Genomic DNA, 21557 nt, shown 5'->3' on the forward strand with positions numbered 1-21557 from the left:
TCTTTTTCGTCCGCATGACCTAAAGAAACAGTATGGATCTGATTACCAAACAAAAAGACCTCGAAGCGGCGATCTCCGCTCTCGAAAAATCCGATTTTGTCACCGTCGATACCGAGTTCATTCGGGAATCGACCTTCTGGCCGGAGCTCTGCCTTATCCAGATGGCGGCACCAGGCGTGACTGCGCTCGTCGATCCGCTCGCCGATGGCATCGATCTCAAGCCGTTTTTCGCGCTCATGGCCAATGAAAACATCGTCAAGGTGTTTCACGCCGCGCGTCAGGATGTCGAGATTGTCTACAATCTGGGAAAGCTGATCCCCGCGCCCCTGTTCGACACCCAGGTGGCGGCCTCGGTCTGCGGGTTTGGCGATAGCGTTTCCTACGATCAGCTCGTCGCGAAGATCACCGGTGCCCGCATCGACAAGTCGTCACGGTTTACCGACTGGCGCCGCCGTCCACTGTCGGACAAGCAGCTGAGCTACGCGCTTGCCGATGTCACGCATCTCATCGACGTCTATCAGCATCTTAAGACCGAGCTGGAGCGCGAGGGGCGTGCGCATTGGCTCAACGAGGAAATGGCGGTACTGACAGCGCGCGAAACCTACGACCCGCATCCCGACGATGCCTGGAGACGGCTCAAGCTCCGCGTCAAGAAGCCCATCGACTTCGCCATACTGCAACATGTCGCCGCTTGGCGCGAGCGTGAGGCGCGCGAGCGCAACGTGCCGCGTGGCCGTGTCATCAAGGATGACGCGATCTATGAAGTTGCCCAGCAGCACCCGCGCGACAGCGAGGCGCTCGGGCGGCTGCGCACCATTCCCAGGGGTTGGGAGCGTTCCAGCGCCGCTGCCGGCCCTGCTCGGTGCGGTTGCCAGAGCCATGGCCCTGCCGAAGGAAGACCTGCCACGCCTGCCACGCCCGCCCCATGCGCCCGAGGGTGCGGCTGCTGCCGCCGAGCTCCTCAAGGTTCTCCTGAAACTGGTGGCAGACCGGCAGGGCGTCGCCCCCAAAATGCTCGCATCCAGCGACGACATCGACCGCATTGCCGCCGATGGCGCGGAGGCGGACGTTCCGGCCATGTCGGGCTGGCGCCACGAGGTTTTCGGCAGGGAAGCGGTGAAACTGGTTCAGGGTGAGCTTGCGCTGCGCTTCAACAACCGGAAAATCGAGATTTTCGAGCCCGCCGCCGCACAAAGCGAAGCTGCGGAATAGCGTTTCGGGACGGGCAAACCCGCCCCGATTTTACGCTTTTGCGACTTCCAGTGCGAGTTTGAGCCCCGTCACCTTGGCAAGATGCGCCATGCGGCCAACAGGCCGTTCTCCCATCAACGCTTCATGCGATTTAGGGATCACGAGTACCGTCGTGCCATCGTCACGCTTTTCCCATGTCAGCTTAGGAATGATTCCGGGCATGGATGCGGTGAGCAGGTAGACCACACGCAAAAGCCCGCCCAGAATGCGCGCCCGTTCGACATAAAGCGGCGTCGCGAGCTGGCGCATGCGCGGTGAGAGCGCGTCGTTGAACAGTCCTTCATGGCGAAACAGATTGGCCAGCGCAATGAAAGCGCGGCCTGGATGATCGATGCCGATGAACGAACCATGCGCGATGATGTTGAGCGACTGGGTCCCGCGATATTCGGGATGCGCGCGCCAGCCGATATCGGCGAGAAGGCATGCGGCCCTGCGGTAACGGGCTTCTTCCTCGGTTTCCTTGATGCCAAGCGCCTTGAGCGCCGGTCCACTCCATTCTGCCAGTTCACGCGCATGGGTCACGGAACGGGCGCGAAGCACCGCCAGCTCTTCCGCCGCGGAGATAAGGGGATCGCGCCTGCGATCGTCTTCATCGAGCAGTGAGTAGAGGTAGCCCTCACGCACGCCAAGCGCGGAAAACACGATTTTTGAGGGTTGGGCCGTTCGAATGATCTCCTGCAGCACGGTCGCGCCATAGGGCAAGAGCGTGCGACGGTTTTTGGAGATGTGGCTGATACCGGCAAACCGGTCGACACCGTCAGCCACCCGCGTGAGAAAGTCCATCGACTGCTCGATGTCCATCTCGTAGTGATGCATCACTTCGAGCGGATAGCCGGTTTCCAGCATGTGCAGGCGGGCGAGATTTCGCCATGTGCCGCCGACGCAGTAGAAGGGGCGCCCGGCCCCGTCCTTCATCCACGGGGCTCGGGCCAGCTCATCGCGGGCGATGCGCGCCGCCCTTTCCGGTGAATTCTTCGACATCTCCTTGAGCCGAAGCCCGCCCAGCGGCAGGGTGATGCCATCTTCGAGATCGTAGCCTTCCACATCGACAAGCTCCAGGCTGCCTCCGCCCAGATCGCCCACGATACCGCTCGGTTTGTGAAAGCCCGACATGATGCCGAAGGCCGAGTATTTTGCCTCTTCCCGGCCCGAAAGAACCCGAACGCTCGTGCCCAGAATATCTTCCGCACGGTCGATGAAGTCGGGGCCGTTGCGCGCTTCGCGCGCAGCAGCCGTCGCCAGGACATGCAGCGACTGTGCGCCCGCCTGCTCCGAGAGCGCCCGGAAACGGCGGAACTCACTGACAGCGCGCGTGACACCTTCGGGATCGAGCTCGCCGGTCGTCACGATGCTCTTGCCGAGACCCGCCAGCATTTTTTCGTTGAACAAGACGCTCGGAGAGCGCGCGACCCCCTCATAGATCACCAGTCGAATCGAGTTGGACCCGATATCGATGACCGAGACGGGGCGCCGGTCCTGAAGCCGGCCCTGGGATTCTGCTATGCCCAAAAGACCCGGCTCTTCAATCCGTTGCGGATCTGGTGTCGGCATCCGTCTTCCGGCGCTTCTTGAAAGCGGCGATCCGCTTGGGCGCGTGAGACTTCAGGGCATTGCCGCGTCCCGATAGGCTCGGATTTGTCATGAAATATTCCTGAGCGTTGAACGGTTCTTCTCCCTCGTCGGGCATAATGCGCCGCGAGGTGCCGTCCGGCAATACTTCAAAGCTTTGCTGGTTGTCCATAATGTTTCCCAGCATAATCTGCCCGATCACCTGCTCATGGACGGTGGGATTGGTGATCGGCACCATGGTTTCCACCCGACGGTCCAGATTGCGCGGCATGATGTCGGCCGAGGAAATGTAGACGATGGCCTCATCCGATGGGAGACCATGACCATTTCCGAAACAGTAGATGCGGCTGTGCTCCAGGAACCGGCTGACGATGGATTTCACCCGGATGCGTTCGGAAAGGCCCGGCACCTGTGGTCGCAGACAGCAGATCCCGCGCACCACCAGATCGATTTCCACACCCGCCTGCCCCGCTTCGTAAAGCGCGTCGATCACCAGCGGATCCACCAGCGAGTTCATCTTCATCCAGATCTGGCCGGGCCGCCCCGCCTGCACATGCTCGATCTCGGCACGAATGTGATCGAGCAGCCGGTTGCGCAGCGAGAATGGCGAAACCGCGATCCGCATTTCGCCATCGGGTTCGGCATAGCCGGTGATGAAGTTGAACACCTGTGCCACGTCACGCGCGATCTCCGGATCGTCGGTGAAATAGGACAGATCCGTATAAATCCGCGCCGTGATCGGGTGATAGTTTCCGGTGCCCAGATGGCAGTAATTGCGCAGCCTGCCTTCCTCGCGGCGGACCACGAGCGACATTTTGGCGTGCGTTTTCAATTCGATGAAGCCGAACACGACCTGCACGCCAGCACGCTCCAGATCGCGCGCCCAGCGGATGTTCGCTTCTTCATCGAAACGGGCCTTCAGCTCCACAAGCGCGGTCACCGACTTGCCCGCCTCCGAAGCCTCGATGAGGGCGCGAACGATGGGGCTGTCATTGGAGGTCCGGTAGAGCGTCTGCTTGATTGCCACCACTTCCGGATCAAGCGAGGCCTGACGCAGAAACTGCACCACCACGTCGAAGGATTCATATGGATGGTGAACGATCAGGTCTTTTTCGCGGATCGCGGCGAAGCAGTCGCCATTGTGTTCGCGGATGCGTTCGGGGAAGCGCGGGTTGTAGGGTGCAAAGAGCAGGTCCTCGCGCGGCACCTTGACGATCTCAGAAATCTGGTTGATCGCCAGCGGGCGTTCGAGAACCGTGATGCGGCTTTCGGCAACGCCCAGCTCGCTGGCCACGAATTCGCGTAATCCCTTCGGCATCTCATTGTCGAACTCTATGCGGATCACCGATCCGCGCCGACGGCGCTTCAGCGCGGTTTCGAAAAGGCGCACGAGATCTTCCGCCTCTTCCTCCACCTCGATATCGCTGTCACGAATGATGCGAAACGTGCCGGAACCGATCACCTGATAGCGTGGAAAGAGCTTTCCGATGAAGAGGTTGACCACGTCTTCCAAAGTGATGAATCGCACCGTTCCATTGCGTTCAGGCAACTGGATGAAGCGCTTCAGCGCCACCGGCAGTCGCAAAAGCGCCGTCATCGGCTCCAGCTCGCCCTCATGCTGCAACTCCAGCGCAATGGAAAAGCCAAGATTGGGGATGAAGGGGAACGGATGGGCCGGATCGATGGAAAGCGGTGTCAGGACCGGAAAAATTGCCTCCATGAAATGGTCTTCCAGCCACTTCTTGTCGGAAGGGGTCAAGACGTCCGCACGCACGATCTCGACGCCCTCCCGGCTCAGGAGTGCCAGAAGCGCATTCAGGCTATCGTGCTGGTCGATCTGCAGTCGCGCGACCTCGCGCAGGACATGTTCGAGCTGTTCTTCCGGCGTGCGGCCGTCGGCGCTGCGCGTGGCGATGTGTTCGCGCACCTGGCCGGCAAGCCCCGCAACGCGCACCATGAAGAACTCGTCCAGATTGTCTGCAGAGATGGAAAGGAACCGCAGGCGTTCCAGCAGCGGATGGCTTGCATTCTGCGCCTCGTCGAGAACACGGCGGTTGAACTGGAGCCAGGAAAACTCCCGATTGACGAAACGGTCGGGGCTCGCACCGGCAATCTCGCCCTGCGCCCCTGCTTCCGGGGAAAATTCGCTCCGCACCGGCTTCAGTTCATTCATGATTCCACTCACGCCCTTTTCAACAACGCGACGCAAACTGCTCGCCGCCAGTTTATCTGGTGACACGCTTTTGCGACAGTTTCATATCATAGGCTTGCAAAGAGGCCGTTTATGCTACAAACGCAGGACACTTTCCACGGCATTCCAAGCGGGAGACGATGATGGCCGGATCTGCCATTCCCCATTTCCAGAACACAAGCGGACACGAGGCGGTTGAAATCGGCGTGAAGGAATTCATGTGCGTCGGCGCCAATCCGCCCTTCGACCATCCCCATGTGTTCCTCGACATGGGTGACGAAAACGAGCGGGTTTGCCCTTATTGCTCGACCCTCTACCGCTACAATCCCGCTCTCAAGGCACTCGAGACCAATCCCGCAGGCTGCCTGTTCGAAGAAGCAGCCTGACAGAAGCACCGCGCCATGACGGGCGAACCAGACGCGGTCATAGCCGGTGCCGGCATTGCAGGGCTGTCCTTTGCGCTTGCCATGGCGCGGCACGGGCTTTCAACGCGCATTTACGAAAAAGCTCCCGAGCTGTCCGAAATTGGTGCAGGGCTGCAGCTTTCGCCCAATGCGACGCGCCTGCTGGCGCGGTTCGGCGTGCTTGATGCGCTGAAGGTCAGCGCCGTGCGCCCGAAAGCGCTCAATCTCAGGAAGGCGCGCAACCTTTCCTCCATCGCCCGCTTCCCGCTGGGAATGGCCGCGGAGGAGCGCTGGGCTGCGCCCTATCTCGTGGTGCATCGCGCAGACCTGCAGGGCGCGCTTCTGGGCCGTGTCCGTGAGGAGCCCCTGGTCGAGCTCGTCACGGAAACCCCCGTTGAAAATGCGCGGTTCCACGCGGATGGCGGCGTCCGCCTTCGGCTTGTGCGCAATGGCACCGCGCAAGAGGTCCACACACCGCTTCTGGTCGCCGCCGATGGTGTTTGGTCGCATATGCGCCGTCTCGTCCGCAGCTCCGTGCGCAGCCGGTTCACCGGCTATATCGCGTGGCGCGCGACGCTCCCGGTCGATGAAGCGCTCACGGCAACCGGCGGAGCACTTGAAGCCGACTGCGTCACGGCCTTCATGGACCCGGCGTTTCACCTGGTTGCCTATCCGCTCCGCAATGGGGGGGAGATCAATCTTGTCGCTATCCAGCCAGGCGAAGTGCCGCTGAATGCCTGGGCACAGGTTGCCGATCCAACGCCATTGGAAAAGGCCCTCGCCGGTGCCAACCCGGCGCTTGCACGACTTGCCGCCAGCGCCTCATGGACCGTGTGGCCCATCCATGAAGTGGACCCGGCAGATGCATGGACAGGGCCGCAGGGACTGGCCCTCATTGGCGATGCAGCCCATGCTGTCCCGCCATTTGCCGCACAGGGAGCCGGCATGGCCATTGAAGACGCGGTGGTGCTCGCCAACGCGCTGGCGCGCCACCGCGATGATCTTGCAACCGCACTTTCGGCTTATGAAGCGGCCAGAAAACCGCGTCTGGCGCGTGTGGCGCGCCGTGGCGCTTTCAACCGCTTCACATGGCATGCCGGAGGTGCCGTGGCACTTGCCCGCGACCTGGTGCTCAGATCACGAAGCGAGAAGGCTCTGATGTCCGATTTTGACTGGCTCTACGGCTTTGATGCGGAAGCCTGTGACGGAGCCTGACCAAGCGTTCATCGAGCATGGATCACGCATCTGGCTTCAAGCGGCAGAACGCCGCGCTCCCGAGAAAGAGAACGCGGCGTCAGAGACTTATTCTGGCTGAAGAAGATCAGTGCAGGATCTGCGACAGGAACAGCTTGGTGCGCTCGTGCTGCGGATTGTCGAAGAAGGCCGCAGGCGTGTTCTGCTCCACGATCTGCCCCTGGTCCATGAAGATCACACGATTGGCCACCTGGCGGGCAAAACCCATTTCGTGGGTGACGCAGATCATGGTCATCCCCTCCTCGGCAAGGTCGACCATCGTGTCGAGCACTTCCTTGATCATCTCCGGATCGAGAGCAGATGTCGGCTCGTCGAACAGCATGATGCGCGGGTTCATGCACAGCGCGCGGGCGATTGCCACACGCTGTTGCTGACCGCCCGAGAGCTGGCCGGGATATTTGTTGGCCTGTTCGGGGATTTTCACCCGCTCCAGAAAATGCATCGCCGTCGCTTCGGCCTCCTTCTTGGGTGTCTTGCGCACCCAGATCGGGGCCAGCGTGCAGTTTTCCAGAATGGTCAGATGCGGGAACAGGTTGAAGTGCTGGAACACCATGCCGACTTCCCTGCGCACCTCGTCGATCTTCTTCAGATCGTTGGTGAGTTCGATCCCGTCGACGACGATCTTGCCCTTCTGGTGTTCCTCCAGCCGGTTGATACAGCGGATCATGGTGGACTTGCCCGACCCGGAAGGCCCGCAGACCACAATGCGCTCGCCGCGCATCACCCTCAGATTGATGTCCTTCAGGACATGAAAGTCGCCATACCATTTGTGCATGCCGACGATGTCGATCGCCACATCGGTATCGGAGACCTGCATCTTGCTGCGGTCTGCGTGGAGCTCTTCGGCTCGAACGGCGTTTTCCTTTGCCATTATATCGTTTCCCCTTGGCTCTCGGCCTAGCGTTTGTGACCGGTGTCGAGCCGGCGTTCCATGAAGATTGAATAGCGCGACATGCCGAAACAGAACAGCCAGAACACAAAGCCGGCAAACACCAGCCCCGTCATCGGTGTCTGGGGCGATGCCCAGTTGGCGTCTGCAAAGTTCTGTCGCACGGCTCCCAAAAGATCGAACATGCCGATGATGTAGACGAGGCTCGTATCCTTGAAGAGGCCGATGAACGTGTTGACGATGCCTGGAATGACCAGCTTGATTGCCTGGGGAAGAACGACGAGATTCATCTTCTTCCAGAAGCTCAGGCCCAGCGCATCCGCGCCCTCATACTGGCCCTTCGGGATTGCCTGCAGGCCACCGCGGATCACTTCCGCCATATAGGCAGAGGCGAAAAGCGCCACGCCGACCAGCGCCCGCAGGAGCTTGTCGAACGAGGTGCCCGGCGGCAGGAACAGCGGCAGCATCACACTTGCCATGAACAGGATCGTGATCAGTGGCACGCCGCGAATGGTCTCGATGAAGACGACGCAGACAAGCTTGACCACCGGCATATGCGAGCGCCGCCCGAGTGCCAGCAATATGCCCAGCGGGAACGAAACAGCGATACCGACATAGGCAAGCACCAGGGTCACCAGAAGCCCGCCCCACAGCGGGGTCGGCACCGGTTTCAGACCCAGAACACCGCCCGACAGAAGGAAGAAGCCGATGATCGGGAAGACCACGAAAAGCAGTATCGCATTCAGCCCCTTGCGAGGAACGCTGGGGATCAGAAGCGGTGCCAGCAGCGCCACGAAAAGGAAGCCCGTCAGATAGACGCGCCAGCGCTCGTCGATCGGATAGCGCCCGAACATGAACTGCTGGAACTTTGCATTGACGAAGGCCCAGCAGGCGCCCGACCAGCCTTCCGGCTGCATGCCCCCCTGCACCACCGTGGCGCAGACGGTACGGTCCGCGCCGGTCCACTGTGCGTTGATGAACGCCCACTGGACCAGCGGCGGCACGATCATCACGATCAGCGCAATACCGATAATGGTGAAGACCGTGTCGGCCATGTTGGCAAACAGGTTTTTGCGTAACCACGAAACAGGCCCGTGGTCTGAGACTGGTGGCTTCTGATTGGCCACCATTTCGGCGCGGACGAAGGAAAGATCGTGTTCTTGCATCTTATCGCTCCACCAGCGCCATGCGCGCATTGTACCAGTTCATCAGCGCCGCCGTGCCAAGGCTCAGCCCCAGATAGACGACGAGCCAGATCGCGACGACCTCGATCGCCTGTCCGGTCTGGTTAAGCGTGGTTCCACCCGTTGCCACCAGGTCCGGATAGCCGATCGCCACCGCCAGCGAAGAGTTCTTCGTCAGGTTGAGATACTGGCTCGTCAACGGTGGAATGATGATCCGCAGCGCCTGCGGAATGATCACCAGCCGCATGGCCTGCCCGGATCGCAGCCCGAGTGCCTGCGCCGCCTCGCTCTGCCCGTGGCTCACGCCCAGAACGCCGGCACGCACGATTTCCGCAACGAAGGCGGCCGTATAGAAGGAGAGTGCCAGATAGAGCGCCAGGAATTCCGGCCGGACCTGAATGCCGCCCCGCAGGTTGAAGGTCGACAGTTCCGGAACCTCAAAACTCAACGGTAACCCGGTCAGGAGAAACGCCAGAAGCGGCAGCCCGACAATCAGGCCGACACCGGTCCAGAACACCGGGAACGGTTCACCCGTGGCCATCTGGCGCTTCAGCGCCCAGCGACGCACAAAGAAGGTGAAGACGATGCCGATCACCAGGCCGGCCAGCACCAGCCATGCCCCCTCCTCCCAAAGGAAACGCGGGAAATAGAAGCCGCGGCTGTTCAGATATGAGCCGAGCGGGAGATCGATGCTGTCGCGTGGCGAAGGCAACACGGAAAGAACACCGAAATACCAGAAGAAGATGACGAGAAGCGGCGGAATGTTGCGGAACACTTCCACATAGACAAGGCAGATGCGGTTGATCAGCCAGTTCTTCGACAGGCGCCCGATACCGACGATGAACCCAAGGATCGTTGCCGTCAGAATACCGATAATCGCCACGCGCAGCGTGTTCAGAAATCCGACGAAAAGTGCTCTTCCATAGGTGGAATCAGACGAGAATTCGACCAGCGTATCGCCAATGTCGAAACCGGCACGTCCCTCCAGAAACCCAAATCCGGAAGCAATGTTGGCGCGCTGAAGGTTTTCGGTCGTGTTGCCAATGATCCAGTAGATAAGCGCTACTAAGCCAACGAAAACAACGACTTGATAAGCAATTCCTCGAACGCGCGGATCATAGAGCAGCGACACACGAGGCGCCGCGCCCTCCACGGTTGATTGCGGGGTGGCCATGGCTATCCTCACCAGGAATGGTGAAAGGCGAAGCATTTCGCCTTTCACGCATTGTATTGACGGAACCGATCAGCGGATCAGCGGATCGGCATTCCGTACTGAAGGCCACCCTTTGTCCAAAGGGCATTGAGGCCGCGCGAGATTTTCAGCGGGGTATTCGCCCCCACATTGCGCTCAAAGATCTCGCCGTAATTGCCCACATGTTTGATCACACGCACGGCGAAGTCGTTGGTCAGACCCAGATCCGTGCCGAGCTTGGAGCCCTCTTCCGTGCCAAGAAGGCGCCGAACCTCGGGATTCTCCGAATTCATCATCTCCTCGAGATTGGCCTGGTTGATGCCCAGCTCCTCGGCATTGATGAGGGTGTAGTAGACCCATTTCACAACGTCGAACCACTGATCGTCACCATGGCGCACTGCCGGGCCGAGCGGTTCCTTGGAAATGATCTCGGGCAGAACGATGTGGTCGTCCGGATTGGTCAGGTTTAAGCGAACCGCATAAAGGCCGGACTGGTCGGTCGTGTAGACATCGCAGCGTCCGGAATCATAGGCGGCGTTCACCTCTTCGAACTTCTCGAAAACAACAGGGCTGTAGTCCATGTTGTTTGCCTTGAAGTAATCGGCCAGGTTCAGCTCCGTGGTCGTGCCGGCCTGCACGCAGACCGCAGCGCCTGAAAGCTGCAGCACGGACTTGATGCCCTCGAGCTTCTTGGCGTTGATCATGAAGCCCTGGCCATCATAGTAGGTCACGCCGACGAAGTTGAGGCCAAGCGCGGTGTCGCGGTTGATCGTCCAGGTGGTGTTGCGCGAGAGCACGTCCACCTCGCCCGACTGAAGCGCCGTGAAACGGTCTTTCGCGGAAAGCGGGCTAAACTCCACTGCCTCGGGATCGTCAAAGATGGCGGCGGCAACGGCGCGGCAGAAGTCGACGTCCAGACCTTTCCAGTTGCCCTGGTCGTCCGGTGCACTGAAGCCGATCAGGCCGGTGTTCACACCGCACTGGACATGGCCTTCGTCCTTCACGTCGTCCAGCGTGGCTGCGGAAGCCGGTACCGACATCATCGCGATCACGGCCGAACCTAGCAACGCCTTGACAGTATTTCTCATGATTTCGAACCCTTTTTTCTGTGTTCGGGCTTATCCCCTGACATTTACAGTGCAGAAGCAGGCGAATGACACGACCCGGCACCTGCAGACGAAACACCGTCCGCTAAGGGCGAGTGGACACGCGCTTCCTCTCCCACGCACTGGTTCCATCGAATGCCATAAATCTCTTTGGGTCAAGAGCCAAAGACCCTTGCTCCAGAGCAAGCCACAGGGCTCATGTCCGGTTGACGGTTCGCCGCCAATGGCGTTCCATCCGGCCTCCCACGCGCCCGGTATGCGGGGATCCTCCTTCCCCAAAAGCATCCGGGTGAGACCGCAGTCAATCAGGCGACAGGTTCCATGAACGAGAAGACTAAGACTAAAGTCGGAGACAACACGCGGCTTGCACATATCGGCAACGATCCGCACGCGTTTCACGGTTTCGTCAACCCGCCCGTGGTTCACGCGTCAACCGTGTTGTTTCCCGATGCCCACACGATGGCCACACGAAACCAGAAATACACCTATGGCACACGCGGCACGCCAACAACCGATGCACTCGCTTCTGCGATGAACGAGCTGGAGGGTTCGGCAGGCACGATCCTCGTGCCATCCGGTCTGGCGGCCGTCACCGTGCCGCTGCTTGCGTTTCTTTCTGCCGGCGACCACGTCCTCATTGTCGACTCGGTCTACCATCCGACACGTCATTTCGCCGATACGATGCTGGCCCGCCTCGGGGTGGAGGTCACCTATTACGACCCGCTGGCCGGTGCGGGCATCGCGGCCGTGATGCAACCCAACACCAAAGTGGTCCTTACAGAAGCACCCGGTTCCGGCACGTTCGAGATGCAGGACATTCCCGCCATCGTCGAGGTGGCGCATCACGGTGGCGCAGTCGTGATGATGGACAACACCTGGGCTACGCCGCTTTATTTCCGCCCGCTCGACCACGGAGTGGACATCTCCATTCAGGCTGCCACCAAATACCCGGCCGGCCATTCGGATGTTCTACTTGGCACCGTCTCGGCCAATGAAGCGTGCTGGGAGCGTCTGCTTGACGCCCACGGCGCGCTTGGGGTCTGCGCAGCCCCTGACGATGTCTACCAGGTGCTTCGGGGTCTGCGCACCATGGGGGTCCGCCTTGAGCGGCACCAGCACAGCGCCTTGACGCTGGCGCGCTGGCTCGAAGGCGAGAAGGGTGTCGCAAGAGTGCTCCATCCCGGGCTCGAATCGCATCCCGGACACGCTTTGTGGAAACGCGACTTCTCCGGTGCCAGCGGCCTCTTCTCCATTGTTCTCGATGGTGGTCGAGAAAAGGAAGCGCACGCATTTCTGGATGCACTTCAGCATTTCGGCCTGGGCTATTCCTGGGGTGGTTATGAAAGCCTTGCAGTCCATGTCCAGCTGAACGACCGCACCGTTGCACATGCTCCGAAGGAAGGTCCCGTCATTCGCCTGCAGATCGGTCTTGAAGACGTGGCAGACCTGCAGGCAGATCTCGAACGGGCACTTTGCGCGGCTGCAAAAGCCTGAACGTGGCTCTGGGGCTTCCGGCTCACTGCCCTTTACGACCCCTTCCGGAAGCCCTGCCACGGCCCGTGAGACGCCCGCCGCATCAACCTGCGCGGTTGCCCAAATGTGGAGAAGAAACGGCGCCACCGTGCTCATCCAGGCGCTCGCTACGCATGAGCTGTTCGATCACCCGGCGCTGCCTGCGTGATCTGATCTGCTCCGCCGTGAAGTTCCGGGGGGAGAGCCGCTCGCCCGCGGAATCTCTCGTGATGTCGAAAGTGCGGCGGGCTGCAACCAGCGTATCCTGCGCCCGGTAGGTTGCCACCACCGTAATGGTTACCTGCCGCATGCGTGAGGCCGCCTCACCGCGCGCGACCGCCTGGCCGATCAATTGTCTGTAGGTGCCGATGTCAATCCATTCGCTGCTGTCGAGCGGCCCCCTGAAACCATTGCGGACGCGGATCGCTGCGATCCTGAACATCGAGATCGAGATCACTGAGCGAGCAGCGCTGCCATTGCATCGCCCCCTCCTCTCCCCCCCCAAGACCGACATCGACCAGCACAGCCTCGATGTAGATGGGTTCCGCACTCATGTTGGCGATCAGACAGTGGGCATCCAGATGCTGCCCTGCCCCACGGTTGATCAGGATTTTGGCGCGCAGCGTGCGCCTGTAGCTGCTTAGCAATATCTGGAAGTAGAGCGTCCAGATGACCAGGGTGAGAACGCTTGCAAGCGCACTCACCGAACCATGATACTCTTCGAGCCAGTTCCACATCATCCGTAGCTCCAGTGAACCCGACCATGTCAACGGGTTTTTGGCTGCTGCGTTCCAGTTGCGGTGTCGGTCCACCCGGGATGTGCATGAGGATTTCCTGCCAGCGATGGAACGGATGTGCCTTTCCACCGTTCGATCCTGAAAGGAGATACGCCATGAATGACCATCGCAAGAAACAGCGTGCATCGGAAATCCGCAGCAGCGACCTTGCCGCCGAAAGGATGGGAAACAATCAGCTTCAGGGTGATGATCAGGAAAAGGTCCGCAACCAACGACACGCCGTTCCGGATGTGAAGCAGGAGGCCGATGACGTGATCGAAAGCTTTGAAAAGATGGACAAGGATGTACGTGCGCGCCGTGATCTCAACAAGGGCGCGCGCAGCAGCGACACATCCGGCAAGGAATGAACGCTCCGGCTGACTGCTTGGAAAGCGGCTCCGCCCGGCAATGCCGCCCCCCCCCGTTCTGCCGAGCGGCGCCATGACGAGTGCTTCAGGCCGCGCCACCACCAGTCTGATAAAGGCGCGCCCACGCCGCCTTGCCTTCCGGTGGTCCCGAGAAGAGATCAGCGCATCCACCGTGCCCGTTTGTCCTCGTCAAACAGCGCCGCCGGCTTGAGATCGCGCAGAAACACATTTTGAGGCGCCCGCGGTTGGAAATTTCCCGTCGTGCATTTCATCGTTGATGCCAGCGAAGGCTTCAGCTATGAAAGCGACGCGCTGGTGCTTCGTCACCCGCGCCACGGCCAGCACCCGTAGCTCAGCTGGATAGAGCGCTGCCCTCCGAAGGCAAGGCTAAGTCAAGTGGGCAAAGGGTGTGAGGCAAAAAAATCGAGTAAAACCAATCAATTGGCGGAACTCGAAGGAAGCAGAGAAGCCGCTTCCGTGGTCACGGAAGCACCACGGAAGCAAGTTGAAGGAGCTTGTAGAGTACGAACGGCGACAATCGGCAGAGCTTTTTTCGCCCGCTCCGTTTGAGTCGTTACGAAGTTGGATTCGTGATTGACCCTGCTCGGTCTCCATCACTATCTGAACACCGAATGCACCCGTAGCTCAGCTGGATAGAGTGTCGGCCTCCGAAGCCGAAGGTCACAGGTTCGAATCCTGTCGGGTGCGCCACCCTCCTCCAAATCACATCGAACCTCGCCGGCGTTTTGCAGCCATGCTTCTGGCGATGCCGAGAAGATGCAGAGCAGCGCGTTTTGGGTTGGTGTCCAGCCAGACGGCCTGGATGGTTCCTGTGCTGTTCGGGCCGATGATCGGCCGCCACACCGTCCCTTCAATATTGACACCGCTCGCGAAACTTGCGCCGGTGATGGTAAACCCCTTACCGATCTGCACCTTGAGGATGACCGTCGCCTGGCAGGCACGGCACTGTTCGATCCTCGGCGCGCGATCGTTTGCCGCGATCCGTTGCGTCAGGCATGGGTCGAGCAACGGACCGTCGGTGCCCTGCGGTACGAGGAGGCGCTCGCCTGCGAAGTCGGTCCAGGTCAGCGCGTCCTTTCCGGCAAGCGGGTGGCCGGCCGGGAGCAAGGCCGCCATGCCTTCTTCCCAGATCGTCTCGCTTTGGCAGGATCGCATCTGACAGCCGCCGCACATGAAGGCGATGTCGAGATGGCGCCGGCGAATGGCGTTGGCCTGCTTGCGGCAGGAGCCGTCCTGCAAGGTGACCTCGATCTGCGGATAGCGGCGTTCGAAGCGGTCGATGAGGTGGACGAGGAACGTCCGGCCGAACGGCGCGGAAAGCCCGATGTGGAGTTGCTCCCCGTTTCTATTGCGCTGCGCGGCCCTGCTCAGGGCTTCTTCGAGGCCGTCATAGTGATCGCGGACGCTTGCGATCCAATCGCGCCCCTCGTCTGTCAGCCGGACGCCATTGTTATGGCGCTCGAAGACCTGAAGATCGAGGCGCTGTTCAATTGCCGCGATATTTCGGCTTACAGTGGATTCCTGAACTGCCAATGCCTTGGCTGTCTTCCGCATGCTGCCCAGTTCCGCGGTCTTGAGCACATATTTCAGATAGCGCAGGGCAGCTTCGTTCATGCGGTGACATCCTCCGGTCGAGAATCTCACGCGGCGGCCGTCAACTTGGCACCCCCCTGTTCAGGGGGGTGAGATTTGTCCTCGGCGGTCTATTTTGATGCGGTCATCGTCTGCTTCTGGAGATAGCCTATGTTCCGCCGCTCCGTCCTCGCCTGCGTTGCCGCAGTCATGGTGTGCACGCCTTCATCCAGCTTCGCTCAGGAGGCTGAGAGGGCCGGCGGCCCCTTGCACGTGGTCGGCTCAAACCCGACGGTGGTTGTATTGATCGCCGGTGAATTGCCCGAAACGGCACCCGAGACACCGGTGGATGTCTGGATTTGGTCCTTCTATAATTCTATCGGTACGGTCCGTGATATATCCTTCGACGCTAATGCCTCATTGATGCGTGTGGATTGCCAGGCACGGACCTTGCAATCGCAAAGGCTGGAGCTGTTCCTAGAGGATCGTCAGGTGGCAGGCGAAACCAGCGCCGGGCCGATAGAAACGCCAGGGACTGACACACTGCCGCATATGTTAATGATGGATATTTGCGTCCCTTCGCAGCGTGTTGCCCTGGATGCACCGTTTCCAGACCATCGCATCGCTCGCGCTGCTGTTCGGCGCCATTTCAATAGCCAGTGATCCAAAACCACGCCTGCCGCTGTTCCCTGGGACGTCCTGGCCGTGATTACCGCGCGGACGGGTCGCGGATTGAACTGAAGCAGGCCATCACGGCGTCTCTGTTGGTCCGTAATTTTCGAATGGCGGCGCTCAATTCCCCGCCACCGGACCATAAGCGGTCCTGGTCCGGTACGCCGAATTCCGTCTTGCCGAGAAGGAAGCTGATTTCGCCCACTTGCCGGTCTGCTCCGAGGGCCTCGAATCGTTCACCCAGATCGTCCCAATGCGCCTGGAGCGTGGTGAGCACGGCCGCTTCGTTTTCCGCCGTCTCCCTCAGCCCTTCCAAATCGGCGGCTGTCCCTGCATGACCGGCCAAGCGGGCTTCCCGCGCCATGTCTCCCAGATACGCTGACAGAACGGTTGCATATGACCGGGCGCCGTCCAGCAAACCCATACAATGCCGATACCTGTCATAGGGCGCCTGGACGGCCGCACCACGGGCAGGAGGTTCGGGTTGCGCCGGTGATGGCGAGGCGGGTATCATGGGCGCAGACGAAGGCGCGGGCGATACTGACGGTGTTGTCCGATTGAGTATCTCAGGATCGATCCGGGCCGGCGGCAGGCCGAGACCCAGCGCCTGATTGAGAACACCAGCCTCGAACACCACCGCATCGAGCATCGTCCGGGCGCGCGCGGCCAGCTCATCCGGCCCCTCCCTGTCGGCGACGCCGCCGGGGACGAAGATTCGGATCGCATTCCTTTCCGGCTCCGCCCCGGGAAAGGCGGCGGCATGGACCTCGTGGGTCAGTTCGCGCGCCAGCCAGGCGCCGACGAGGTCTGCCCTGTCCGAGGACAAGGTGCTGACGGACGGTATGGTCAGCCTGCTCTCTCCCGGCGCGAGGCCGATACCCCGCTCGTGCGCGCGCTCGATGACGGGAGCTTGCGGGAGATGTCTGTCGATAACGGCGAACATGTCACCTCTTCTCAGCACAGCCATCAGGTGGGCCGTGGCGACTGGAACCGTGCGCCCGCCAATCGCGGCCTGACGCGGTTGCGGGCCGGCCTGCACCATGAAGAAGCCGCTGCGGTCGACCGCGTCGTTTCCGTGACCCAGCTTGCGGGCGCGTATGGAGACGCCATGCTCGTCGCCCGGAAGCAGAAGATTGTCGGTGCGCCAGCCATTGGCTCCGTCCACCCAGGTCAGGGTGATGCACTGACCAGTCCCCGTGACCGGACGGGTATCCTCGAACGTCATCTCGCAATATCGGCCATCGGGTATGAGCGGGCTGGTATACGCATTCTGCTGCGTGACGATGGGGAGCTGCGTCTCGTAGCAGCCGGAAAGCGCCAGCATCGCGGCGGCGGCCAATGCGGTTCGCATCGAGCGCCCATACCTTGCCATCGTCATGGGCTGTCCGGCCTTTCCATCGTCGGCGCTTCCGCTTCAATCGCCGCCACGATGCCGGCCGCATTGGCGAATCGTGCCAATTGCGGCCATGCCGCTGCCGAGAGGTTGATCCAGTTGCGCCGCTTGCCGATGCGCCCCGGTGCATCGATTGTCCTGCCTGGGATCGCCACACCTTCGGGCCAGAACTCGAATTCTTCATAGGGGCGGTCGAGCCAGGCGCGAAAGACTTCTTGGCCGCCACACACAGCGGCAATCGACAGCCAGCCCGAAACGTGCGGTTCAAGGACGATCTGCGCATGCTCGCCGGCCAGCTCTGCCAGGATTTCGAGGCCTTCCCCCTGGCGGTGCGCGCAAACCCGTAGCGTTATCGCGCCGCCGCAGCCCGTTTCCAGCAGCCAGCGCGGGGCATTGCTCAGCGCATCCGCGAAATCGTCGAGCGCGGCGGCGGCGGCGACGCGGGGCGGCGTTTCTCCGCCTGTCATGCCATCGAACCAGTATGGCGGAACCGGCGGCGACGACCCGTCACCCGGCTTGCACCCATCTATCGGCATCGGTCTCCATCCCTTCGCGCTTCGGCGCAGTTTCACCTCATGGCCCGGCCGTCGGATGCGGAGCGACGAGGCATTGCGTACGCCTGAACACGCCGCGCGGCATCGGATCGCGGTCGGCGGCCTCGTCGTCGGTCAGCGCTGCGGCGTCGTACCAGAGCGCGCGGCCGAGCTCGGGCAGCATAATATAGGGCGGCGCGTCCTCGCCGCTCATGGGAGGCTCGAACGCAATGTTGAGTTCGGCGTCGAGCGTGAGGAAGCGCAGGGCGCCCAGGATGTCGGGATCGGTGACGCCATCGGCGTTGGCGCCGAAGGGCGGGCCGAGCAGGTCGCGCGGACCGCTATCCGCATAGGGGTCGGTGACGGGAAATACCGATATGCCGGAATAGCCCTGGGAGACGGAGAAGGTGAACCAGTAGTCGCGCTGGGGCGTGGTGAGCTTGAGATAAAGATCGGAGGCGATGGAGGCCATGTTGCGCGCCGGAACGAGCCCGATGCGCCAGACCTCGTCCGTATCGGGGGCGGTCATTTCATAGACGGCCCGCTCGGCCTCGCAGGTCGCCGGGCCGATAACCGGCGCCTGGGCCATTGCAGCGACGGGAAACAGAATGACGGTCAATGTCGAGATCAGGCGGTTCATTGTGACCGCTCGTCTGGCGCGGAGCGTGGTGTAGGTGATCCTGTTGCCGTTTCTGCGAGCGTGTTGGCAAGGTCCACCGGATCGATTTGGGGGCGGTCACGCCACGGCCCGTAGCTTGCGATCAGTAAAACACCAAGCGTCAGCAGCAGAACGACCGGCGTGGCTGCCGCAACGAGCCGGTCACCCGACACCCCGGTGGCGACGGCGGCGACCAAGAGACCAGCCCCAAGCAGGACGGCTCCGGCGCCGACCGCGAACATTCCCCAGCGGGCACCTTGCACCGCCCCGAGTGCAACCCGCATTTCAGGACGAACCCTCGAAAGCGCGTGCAATGTGGCAATCATGGCAGCGCGGTGCTGCCGCGCATCTTCATTGGCCTCCATCCCCGCCATGCTCCCATTATATGACACCGAATGACGGCCATCGCCGGTGTATAGATCAAGTCGGATCATCTGATTGCCGCCAAGGCGCGTACGGACGAAGGCCGCCTTATCGAGATCCGAAAGATCAACCGACCAGAGCCCTCTCGCAGTGATCCGGTTCGGTCCGACGCTGATCTTCACCGCTCTTCCCAGCGGCGCGGGTCGATAGGAAAATTCTTGCTCCATTTGCTGCCCTCGCAATTGCACGATGCTTGATTGCGTTTTCTTGAACTGACGAATGCGCCCATCACCCGACCAAGGAATGTCAGGGATGGGCAGCGCATCGCGAAGCGAAAATGGCACCGGCTCATTCTTGCCACTCCTCGCGGTTTGGCAGCGAGGTCGAGGATTTGAGCATCAGCCCGGTGAAGCCCGTCTGCGCCGCCACCTCGCTGGCTTGGGGGATGAAGGTCAAATAGGTATCGAGCGTGCGCGGCAGGCTGGGCGGCGGACCCCAGACGGTGGTGACGAGCAGCTCCGGATCGACCGCGTAGAATGGATCCCCACCATCGGTGGTGTGGGCGATGGGCTGGCCAAGCAGCCGCGTCACCGGCTCCGGGTCGATGGGCGCGGTCGCAGCGAAATCGTAGAGATAGCAGCCCAGTGCATCGAGATACTCCGTCAGCAGGTAGCTGACCGCCAGAAGATGCGGCCGTTCGCCAACCTCGCGGGTAAACCACGCGTTGCCCGTTCCCTCGATTAAGTCCGGATCCTCCGCGACCTCCTCAGCCAGAAGGGCGTCGGAATGGGCGATGAAGCGGTCATAGCCGGCATTCTCTCCGGGCACGACGTGTTGCCAGCCCAGTTTTTCGGCCAGCGCAACCGTGCCCTTGTAGCTCAGCCGCTCGGGGATGCAGACCTCGCCGAAGGCGGCAACGAAGGCCTCGCCGTCGGGTGTTTCCGCATAGGCTGGCGACAGGAATGGAGCGGCGAAAGCGACGGAAATGATCAAGCGGAATACCGGTCGCGCGAAGGTCATGGCTTCAGGGGAAGAGTGTCCGCGCACTGGCTCAGGACAGGAAGTTGGGTTCCCACATCGTGAACGGCGAAACTGACACTGCTCTCCTCGATCTCGACTGTCAGTGTTCCCGATGTATCCAGATGCTGCACGAATTCCATGAAGGACGAGGGGCCGAAGGTCGTGAACGAAATGGCCGCATTGCGTTTCCGGTAAGCCTTGGTGACTTCCTCGCTCGAGGGGAAACGGAACGTCGCGTGCCCCCGCTCCGGGACATTCAGGAACTGATCGGCTGCGATCCCGACAAATGAGACACGGCCATCGCGATATCCCATGATCGTGAATTCGATGATCGGCCGCGTGTTGCTATTCTGGAGCGTGCAATAGGATGTGCCGTTGTTATAGGTGCCGGGCGATGCCGTCACCATCCAGCGTCCCAGCGCGCTATCTCCTTGCGCTACGGCAGGCGAGGCGGCGAGAAGCGCCATCGCGGCAAATGCGGCTTTGAGGCCAGCCGCGAAACCCGAAAAATGCATCGAAACCCTCCTGATCAGTCATGCAGGGCAAGCGCCCTGCTCTGGGGGATGGGACCTGAAGTTGGTATTGTCACTGCCTCCCACCGCTGCGCCGCCGCTCGAAGTAGTAGCGGGCGAACGCCACCCGCCCAGCGTAACTCTGCGCGGGAACGATCGCCTCGCTGGCATAGACGCCGTTGCACAGGCCATCGGCGACCGCCGCCGCTAGGGTATTGGGCTGGATGGGCATGACATCATCGCCAGGAAGGTCGCCTCCGGTCATCACACCGCTTGCAGTGCGGCGTGTGGTTGTTCCGATGTAGATTTCCCGCGACGTGCAATCGACTCCACCATAGAGGTCCTGCCAGGCGACGCTCTGGCCGCCTTCCACGCGTGCGCCTTCGTCGTAGTGGGTGGTCAGGCGGAAGGGCTTCAATTTGCCGCCATTCGCGTAGCCGCCGCCTTCGGTCAACAGCCAGAACTGTGCATCCTCCAATGCGACAGTTCGGGCCGGTTCGAGCATTGCCTCCATATCGAACGGTTCCGCATGAACAGACGCGGCAGTAAGCAATGCCAGCGCAGCGAACCCGGCGCCAAGCGTGGGGCGAGCGGTGAGGCCAGACGGGCGCATGATGGATCTCCTTACGAAGCGGGCAATTGGCTTTCGCAGTTGCGCAGGTGGACGATGGCCCCTGCCAGGTCCTGCCATACGGGATAGCTGACTGAATGCCCTGAAACCGTCACCCGAAAGACGCCGAGCGTCGAGAGGTTTTCAAGCAGCGTGTCCACGGAAGCCGGCGAAAGGCGCACGATGAAGATGCCCTCGCCGTCGGCATTGACGATCGGAATGCCCGCTTCAAATCCCGTGGGGAAGCGCAGCGTCGCGGTATCCCCGCCCCGCGCTTCGGTGAACTCCGGGGCGGCCAGGATCAGCAAACGCCGATCGTTCCTGACCTGAAGCTGAAGCATCGGCCGGGTGCGGCCATACCAGAGTGCGCAGTATGGTCCGGTATTGTCCGTCTGCGGCGTATCGCTGACGCCCCACGCCTGTTGCTGGGCTTGAGCGGCACCCGCAAGTGTCAACATGGCGGCGGCAACGGCGGTGACGGATACGAACCCGGAATAACTCATCGAA

Annotated in this window: 22 protein-coding genes, 1 tRNA gene and 1 pseudogene; 7 read left to right on the top strand and 17 right to left on the bottom strand. The window is 61.3% G+C overall.

The window, feature by feature from the left end; genetic code table 11:
* Window positions 1–32: 32 nt before the first annotated feature.
* Window positions 33–1212 (top strand): annotated as a pseudogene (gene rnd / locus AB2N04_RS13920) (ribonuclease D).
* Window positions 1213–1242: 30 nt separating this feature from the next.
* Here the strand turns inward: rnd and ppx are convergent.
* The gene (ppx, locus tag AB2N04_RS13925; protein WP_367715015.1) at window positions 1243–2802 is read right to left on the bottom strand and encodes an exopolyphosphatase; all 1560 of its coding nucleotides are present in this window, start codon (window positions 2800–2802) and stop codon (window positions 1243–1245) included.
* On the bottom strand, window positions 2774–4993 hold the full coding sequence (locus AB2N04_RS13930; RefSeq protein WP_367715016.1) for an RNA degradosome polyphosphate kinase: 2220 nt from the start codon (window positions 4991–4993) through the stop codon (window positions 2774–2776). Before AB2N04_RS13930 ends, ppx begins: the two co-directional genes overlap by 29 nt.
* A 161-nt stretch (window positions 4994–5154) precedes the next feature.
* Here AB2N04_RS13930 and AB2N04_RS13935 point away from each other — a divergent pair, with 161 nt between their 5' ends.
* Complete coding sequence (locus AB2N04_RS13935) at window positions 5155–5397, top strand: zinc-finger domain-containing protein (protein WP_367715017.1); 243 nt, start codon at window positions 5155–5157, stop codon at window positions 5395–5397.
* A gap of 15 nt (window positions 5398–5412) precedes the next feature.
* Window positions 5413–6630, top strand: a complete 1218-nt coding sequence (locus AB2N04_RS13940) for an FAD-dependent monooxygenase (protein ID WP_367715018.1) — start codon at window positions 5413–5415, stop codon at window positions 6628–6630.
* A gap of 106 nt (window positions 6631–6736) precedes the next feature.
* On the opposite strand, the gene AB2N04_RS13945 is transcribed toward AB2N04_RS13940, so the two are convergent.
* The 4 genes from AB2N04_RS13945 to AB2N04_RS13960 form a co-directional block, all read right to left on the bottom strand.
* The gene (locus AB2N04_RS13945) at window positions 6737–7540 is read right to left on the bottom strand and encodes an amino acid ABC transporter ATP-binding protein (protein ID WP_367715019.1); all 804 of its coding nucleotides are present in this window, start codon (window positions 7538–7540) and stop codon (window positions 6737–6739) included.
* Window positions 7541–7566: 26 nt separating this feature from the next.
* Window positions 7567–8724 carry an amino acid ABC transporter permease gene (locus AB2N04_RS13950; protein ID WP_367715020.1) on the bottom strand — a complete coding sequence of 386 codons (1158 nt, stop codon included), beginning with the start codon at window positions 8722–8724 and terminating at the stop codon, window positions 7567–7569.
* 1 nt (window position 8725) lies between these two features.
* Window positions 8726–9916 (bottom strand): amino acid ABC transporter permease, encoded by a 1191-nt coding sequence (locus tag AB2N04_RS13955; RefSeq protein ID WP_367715021.1) that lies wholly within the window; start codon window positions 9914–9916, stop codon window positions 8726–8728.
* A 77-nt stretch (window positions 9917–9993) separates the two neighbouring features.
* The gene (locus tag AB2N04_RS13960; RefSeq protein WP_367715022.1) at window positions 9994–11022 is read right to left on the bottom strand and encodes an amino acid ABC transporter substrate-binding protein; all 1029 of its coding nucleotides are present in this window, start codon (window positions 11020–11022) and stop codon (window positions 9994–9996) included.
* Window positions 11023–11361: 339 nt separating this feature from the next.
* On the opposite strand from AB2N04_RS13960, the gene AB2N04_RS13965 reads away from it, so the two are divergent.
* Window positions 11362–12534, top strand: a complete 1173-nt coding sequence (locus AB2N04_RS13965; protein ID WP_367715023.1) for a cystathionine beta-lyase — start codon at window positions 11362–11364, stop codon at window positions 12532–12534.
* Window positions 12535–12616: 82 nt separating this feature from the next.
* On the opposite strand, the gene AB2N04_RS13970 is transcribed toward AB2N04_RS13965, so the two are convergent.
* Both AB2N04_RS13970 and AB2N04_RS13975 read right to left on the bottom strand, forming a co-directional pair.
* Window positions 12617–12994: a hypothetical protein gene (locus AB2N04_RS13970; protein WP_367715024.1), complete on the bottom strand. Its 378-nt coding sequence runs from the start codon at window positions 12992–12994 to the stop codon at window positions 12617–12619.
* Entirely contained in the window at window positions 12924–13292 is a 369-nt protein-coding gene (locus AB2N04_RS13975; RefSeq protein WP_367715025.1) for a hypothetical protein, read from the bottom strand. The genes AB2N04_RS13970 and AB2N04_RS13975 overlap by 71 nt, the downstream gene beginning before the upstream one ends.
* A 152-nt stretch (window positions 13293–13444) precedes the next feature.
* Here AB2N04_RS13975 and AB2N04_RS13980 point away from each other — a divergent pair, with 152 nt between their 5' ends.
* Together AB2N04_RS13980 and AB2N04_RS13985 are read left to right on the top strand one after the other, a co-directional pair.
* On the top strand, window positions 13445–13696 hold the full coding sequence (locus tag AB2N04_RS13980; RefSeq protein WP_367715026.1) for a hypothetical protein: 252 nt from the start codon (window positions 13445–13447) through the stop codon (window positions 13694–13696).
* 634 nt (window positions 13697–14330) lie between these two features.
* Window positions 14331–14407: transfer RNA gene (locus AB2N04_RS13985), tRNA-Arg, on the top strand.
* 12 nt (window positions 14408–14419) lie between these two features.
* Here AB2N04_RS13985 and AB2N04_RS13990 read toward each other — a convergent pair.
* Window positions 14420–15331 (bottom strand): LysR substrate-binding domain-containing protein, encoded by a 912-nt coding sequence (locus AB2N04_RS13990; RefSeq protein ID WP_367715027.1) that lies wholly within the window; start codon window positions 15329–15331, stop codon window positions 14420–14422.
* A 129-nt stretch (window positions 15332–15460) separates the two neighbouring features.
* Between AB2N04_RS13990 and AB2N04_RS13995 the strand changes: the two genes are divergently transcribed.
* Window positions 15461–15952 (top strand): hypothetical protein, encoded by a 492-nt coding sequence (locus AB2N04_RS13995; protein WP_367715028.1) that lies wholly within the window; start codon window positions 15461–15463, stop codon window positions 15950–15952.
* A gap of 46 nt (window positions 15953–15998) precedes the next feature.
* On the opposite strand, the gene AB2N04_RS14000 is transcribed toward AB2N04_RS13995, so the two are convergent.
* The 8 genes from AB2N04_RS14000 to AB2N04_RS14035 all read right to left on the bottom strand — a co-directional run bounded on the left by AB2N04_RS14000 (window position 15999) and on the right by AB2N04_RS14035 (window position 21553).
* Window positions 15999–17339, bottom strand: a complete 1341-nt coding sequence (locus AB2N04_RS14000) for a hypothetical protein (RefSeq protein ID WP_367715029.1) — start codon at window positions 17337–17339, stop codon at window positions 15999–16001.
* Entirely contained in the window at window positions 17336–17890 is a 555-nt protein-coding gene (locus tag AB2N04_RS14005) for a hypothetical protein (protein WP_367715030.1), read from the bottom strand. Before AB2N04_RS14005 ends, AB2N04_RS14000 begins: the two co-directional genes overlap by 4 nt.
* A 37-nt stretch (window positions 17891–17927) precedes the next feature.
* Window positions 17928–18527 carry a hypothetical protein gene (locus tag AB2N04_RS14010; protein ID WP_367715031.1) on the bottom strand — a complete coding sequence of 200 codons (600 nt, stop codon included), beginning with the start codon at window positions 18525–18527 and terminating at the stop codon, window positions 17928–17930.
* Entirely contained in the window at window positions 18524–19135 is a 612-nt protein-coding gene (locus AB2N04_RS14015) for a hypothetical protein (protein WP_367715032.1), read from the bottom strand. The genes AB2N04_RS14010 and AB2N04_RS14015 overlap by 4 nt, the downstream gene beginning before the upstream one ends.
* Window positions 19136–19256: 121 nt before the next feature.
* Entirely contained in the window at window positions 19257–19901 is a 645-nt protein-coding gene (locus AB2N04_RS14020) for a hypothetical protein (RefSeq protein WP_367715033.1), read from the bottom strand.
* A 23-nt stretch (window positions 19902–19924) separates the two neighbouring features.
* On the bottom strand, window positions 19925–20443 hold the full coding sequence (locus AB2N04_RS14025; protein ID WP_367715034.1) for a hypothetical protein: 519 nt from the start codon (window positions 20441–20443) through the stop codon (window positions 19925–19927).
* A 70-nt stretch (window positions 20444–20513) separates the two neighbouring features.
* A complete protein-coding gene (locus AB2N04_RS14030; RefSeq protein WP_367715035.1) occupies window positions 20514–21053 on the bottom strand; it encodes a hypothetical protein in 540 nt (179 codons plus the stop codon).
* An 11-nt stretch (window positions 21054–21064) separates the two neighbouring features.
* Window positions 21065–21553, bottom strand: coding sequence for a hypothetical protein (locus AB2N04_RS14035; protein WP_367715036.1), 489 nt, complete (start codon window positions 21551–21553; stop codon window positions 21065–21067).
* Window positions 21554–21557: the final 4 nt, after the last annotated feature.

The sequence above is a fragment of the Nitratireductor sp. GISD-1A_MAKvit genome (genome assembly GCF_040819555.1).
Taxonomy (GTDB): domain Bacteria; phylum Pseudomonadota; class Alphaproteobacteria; order Rhizobiales; family Rhizobiaceae; genus Nitratireductor.

Excerpts from the sequence above, each read along its gene's own strand:
- AB2N04_RS13970 (WP_367715024.1), bottom strand. The coding sequence starts at position 12,994 with ATGTTCAGGATCGCAGCGATCCGCGTCCGCAATGGTTTCAGGGGGCCG.
- AB2N04_RS13980 (WP_367715026.1), top strand. The coding sequence starts at position 13,445 with ATGAATGACCATCGCAAGAAACAGCGTGCATCGGAAATCCGCAGCAGC.
- AB2N04_RS14005 (WP_367715030.1), bottom strand. The coding sequence starts at position 17,890 with ATGCCGATAGATGGGTGCAAGCCGGGTGACGGGTCGTCGCCGCCGGTT.
- ppx (WP_367715015.1), bottom strand. The coding sequence starts at position 2,802 with ATGCCGACACCAGATCCGCAACGGATTGAAGAGCCGGGTCTTTTGGGC.
- AB2N04_RS13995 (WP_367715028.1), top strand. The coding sequence starts at position 15,461 with ATGTTCCGCCGCTCCGTCCTCGCCTGCGTTGCCGCAGTCATGGTGTGC.
- AB2N04_RS13990 (WP_367715027.1), bottom strand. The coding sequence starts at position 15,331 with ATGAACGAAGCTGCCCTGCGCTATCTGAAATATGTGCTCAAGACCGCG.
- AB2N04_RS14030 (WP_367715035.1), bottom strand. The coding sequence starts at position 21,053 with ATGCGCCCGTCTGGCCTCACCGCTCGCCCCACGCTTGGCGCCGGGTTC.
- AB2N04_RS13965 (WP_367715023.1), top strand. The coding sequence starts at position 11,362 with ATGAACGAGAAGACTAAGACTAAAGTCGGAGACAACACGCGGCTTGCA.
- AB2N04_RS14010 (WP_367715031.1), bottom strand. The coding sequence starts at position 18,527 with ATGAACCGCCTGATCTCGACATTGACCGTCATTCTGTTTCCCGTCGCT.
- AB2N04_RS13935 (WP_367715017.1), top strand. The coding sequence starts at position 5,155 with ATGGCCGGATCTGCCATTCCCCATTTCCAGAACACAAGCGGACACGAG.
- AB2N04_RS13975 (WP_367715025.1), bottom strand. The coding sequence starts at position 13,292 with ATGATGTGGAACTGGCTCGAAGAGTATCATGGTTCGGTGAGTGCGCTT.
- AB2N04_RS14035 (WP_367715036.1), bottom strand. The coding sequence starts at position 21,553 with ATGAGTTATTCCGGGTTCGTATCCGTCACCGCCGTTGCCGCCGCCATG.
- AB2N04_RS13950 (WP_367715020.1), bottom strand. The coding sequence starts at position 8,724 with ATGCAAGAACACGATCTTTCCTTCGTCCGCGCCGAAATGGTGGCCAAT.
- AB2N04_RS14025 (WP_367715034.1), bottom strand. The coding sequence starts at position 20,443 with ATGCATTTTTCGGGTTTCGCGGCTGGCCTCAAAGCCGCATTTGCCGCG.
- AB2N04_RS14015 (WP_367715032.1), bottom strand. The coding sequence starts at position 19,135 with ATGGAGCAAGAATTTTCCTATCGACCCGCGCCGCTGGGAAGAGCGGTG.
- AB2N04_RS13955 (WP_367715021.1), bottom strand. The coding sequence starts at position 9,916 with ATGGCCACCCCGCAATCAACCGTGGAGGGCGCGGCGCCTCGTGTGTCG.
- AB2N04_RS13930 (WP_367715016.1), bottom strand. The coding sequence starts at position 4,993 with ATGAATGAACTGAAGCCGGTGCGGAGCGAATTTTCCCCGGAAGCAGGG.
- AB2N04_RS13940 (WP_367715018.1), top strand. The coding sequence starts at position 5,413 with ATGACGGGCGAACCAGACGCGGTCATAGCCGGTGCCGGCATTGCAGGG.
- AB2N04_RS14000 (WP_367715029.1), bottom strand. The coding sequence starts at position 17,339 with ATGACGATGGCAAGGTATGGGCGCTCGATGCGAACCGCATTGGCCGCC.
- AB2N04_RS13960 (WP_367715022.1), bottom strand. The coding sequence starts at position 11,022 with ATGAGAAATACTGTCAAGGCGTTGCTAGGTTCGGCCGTGATCGCGATG.
- AB2N04_RS13945 (WP_367715019.1), bottom strand. The coding sequence starts at position 7,540 with ATGGCAAAGGAAAACGCCGTTCGAGCCGAAGAGCTCCACGCAGACCGC.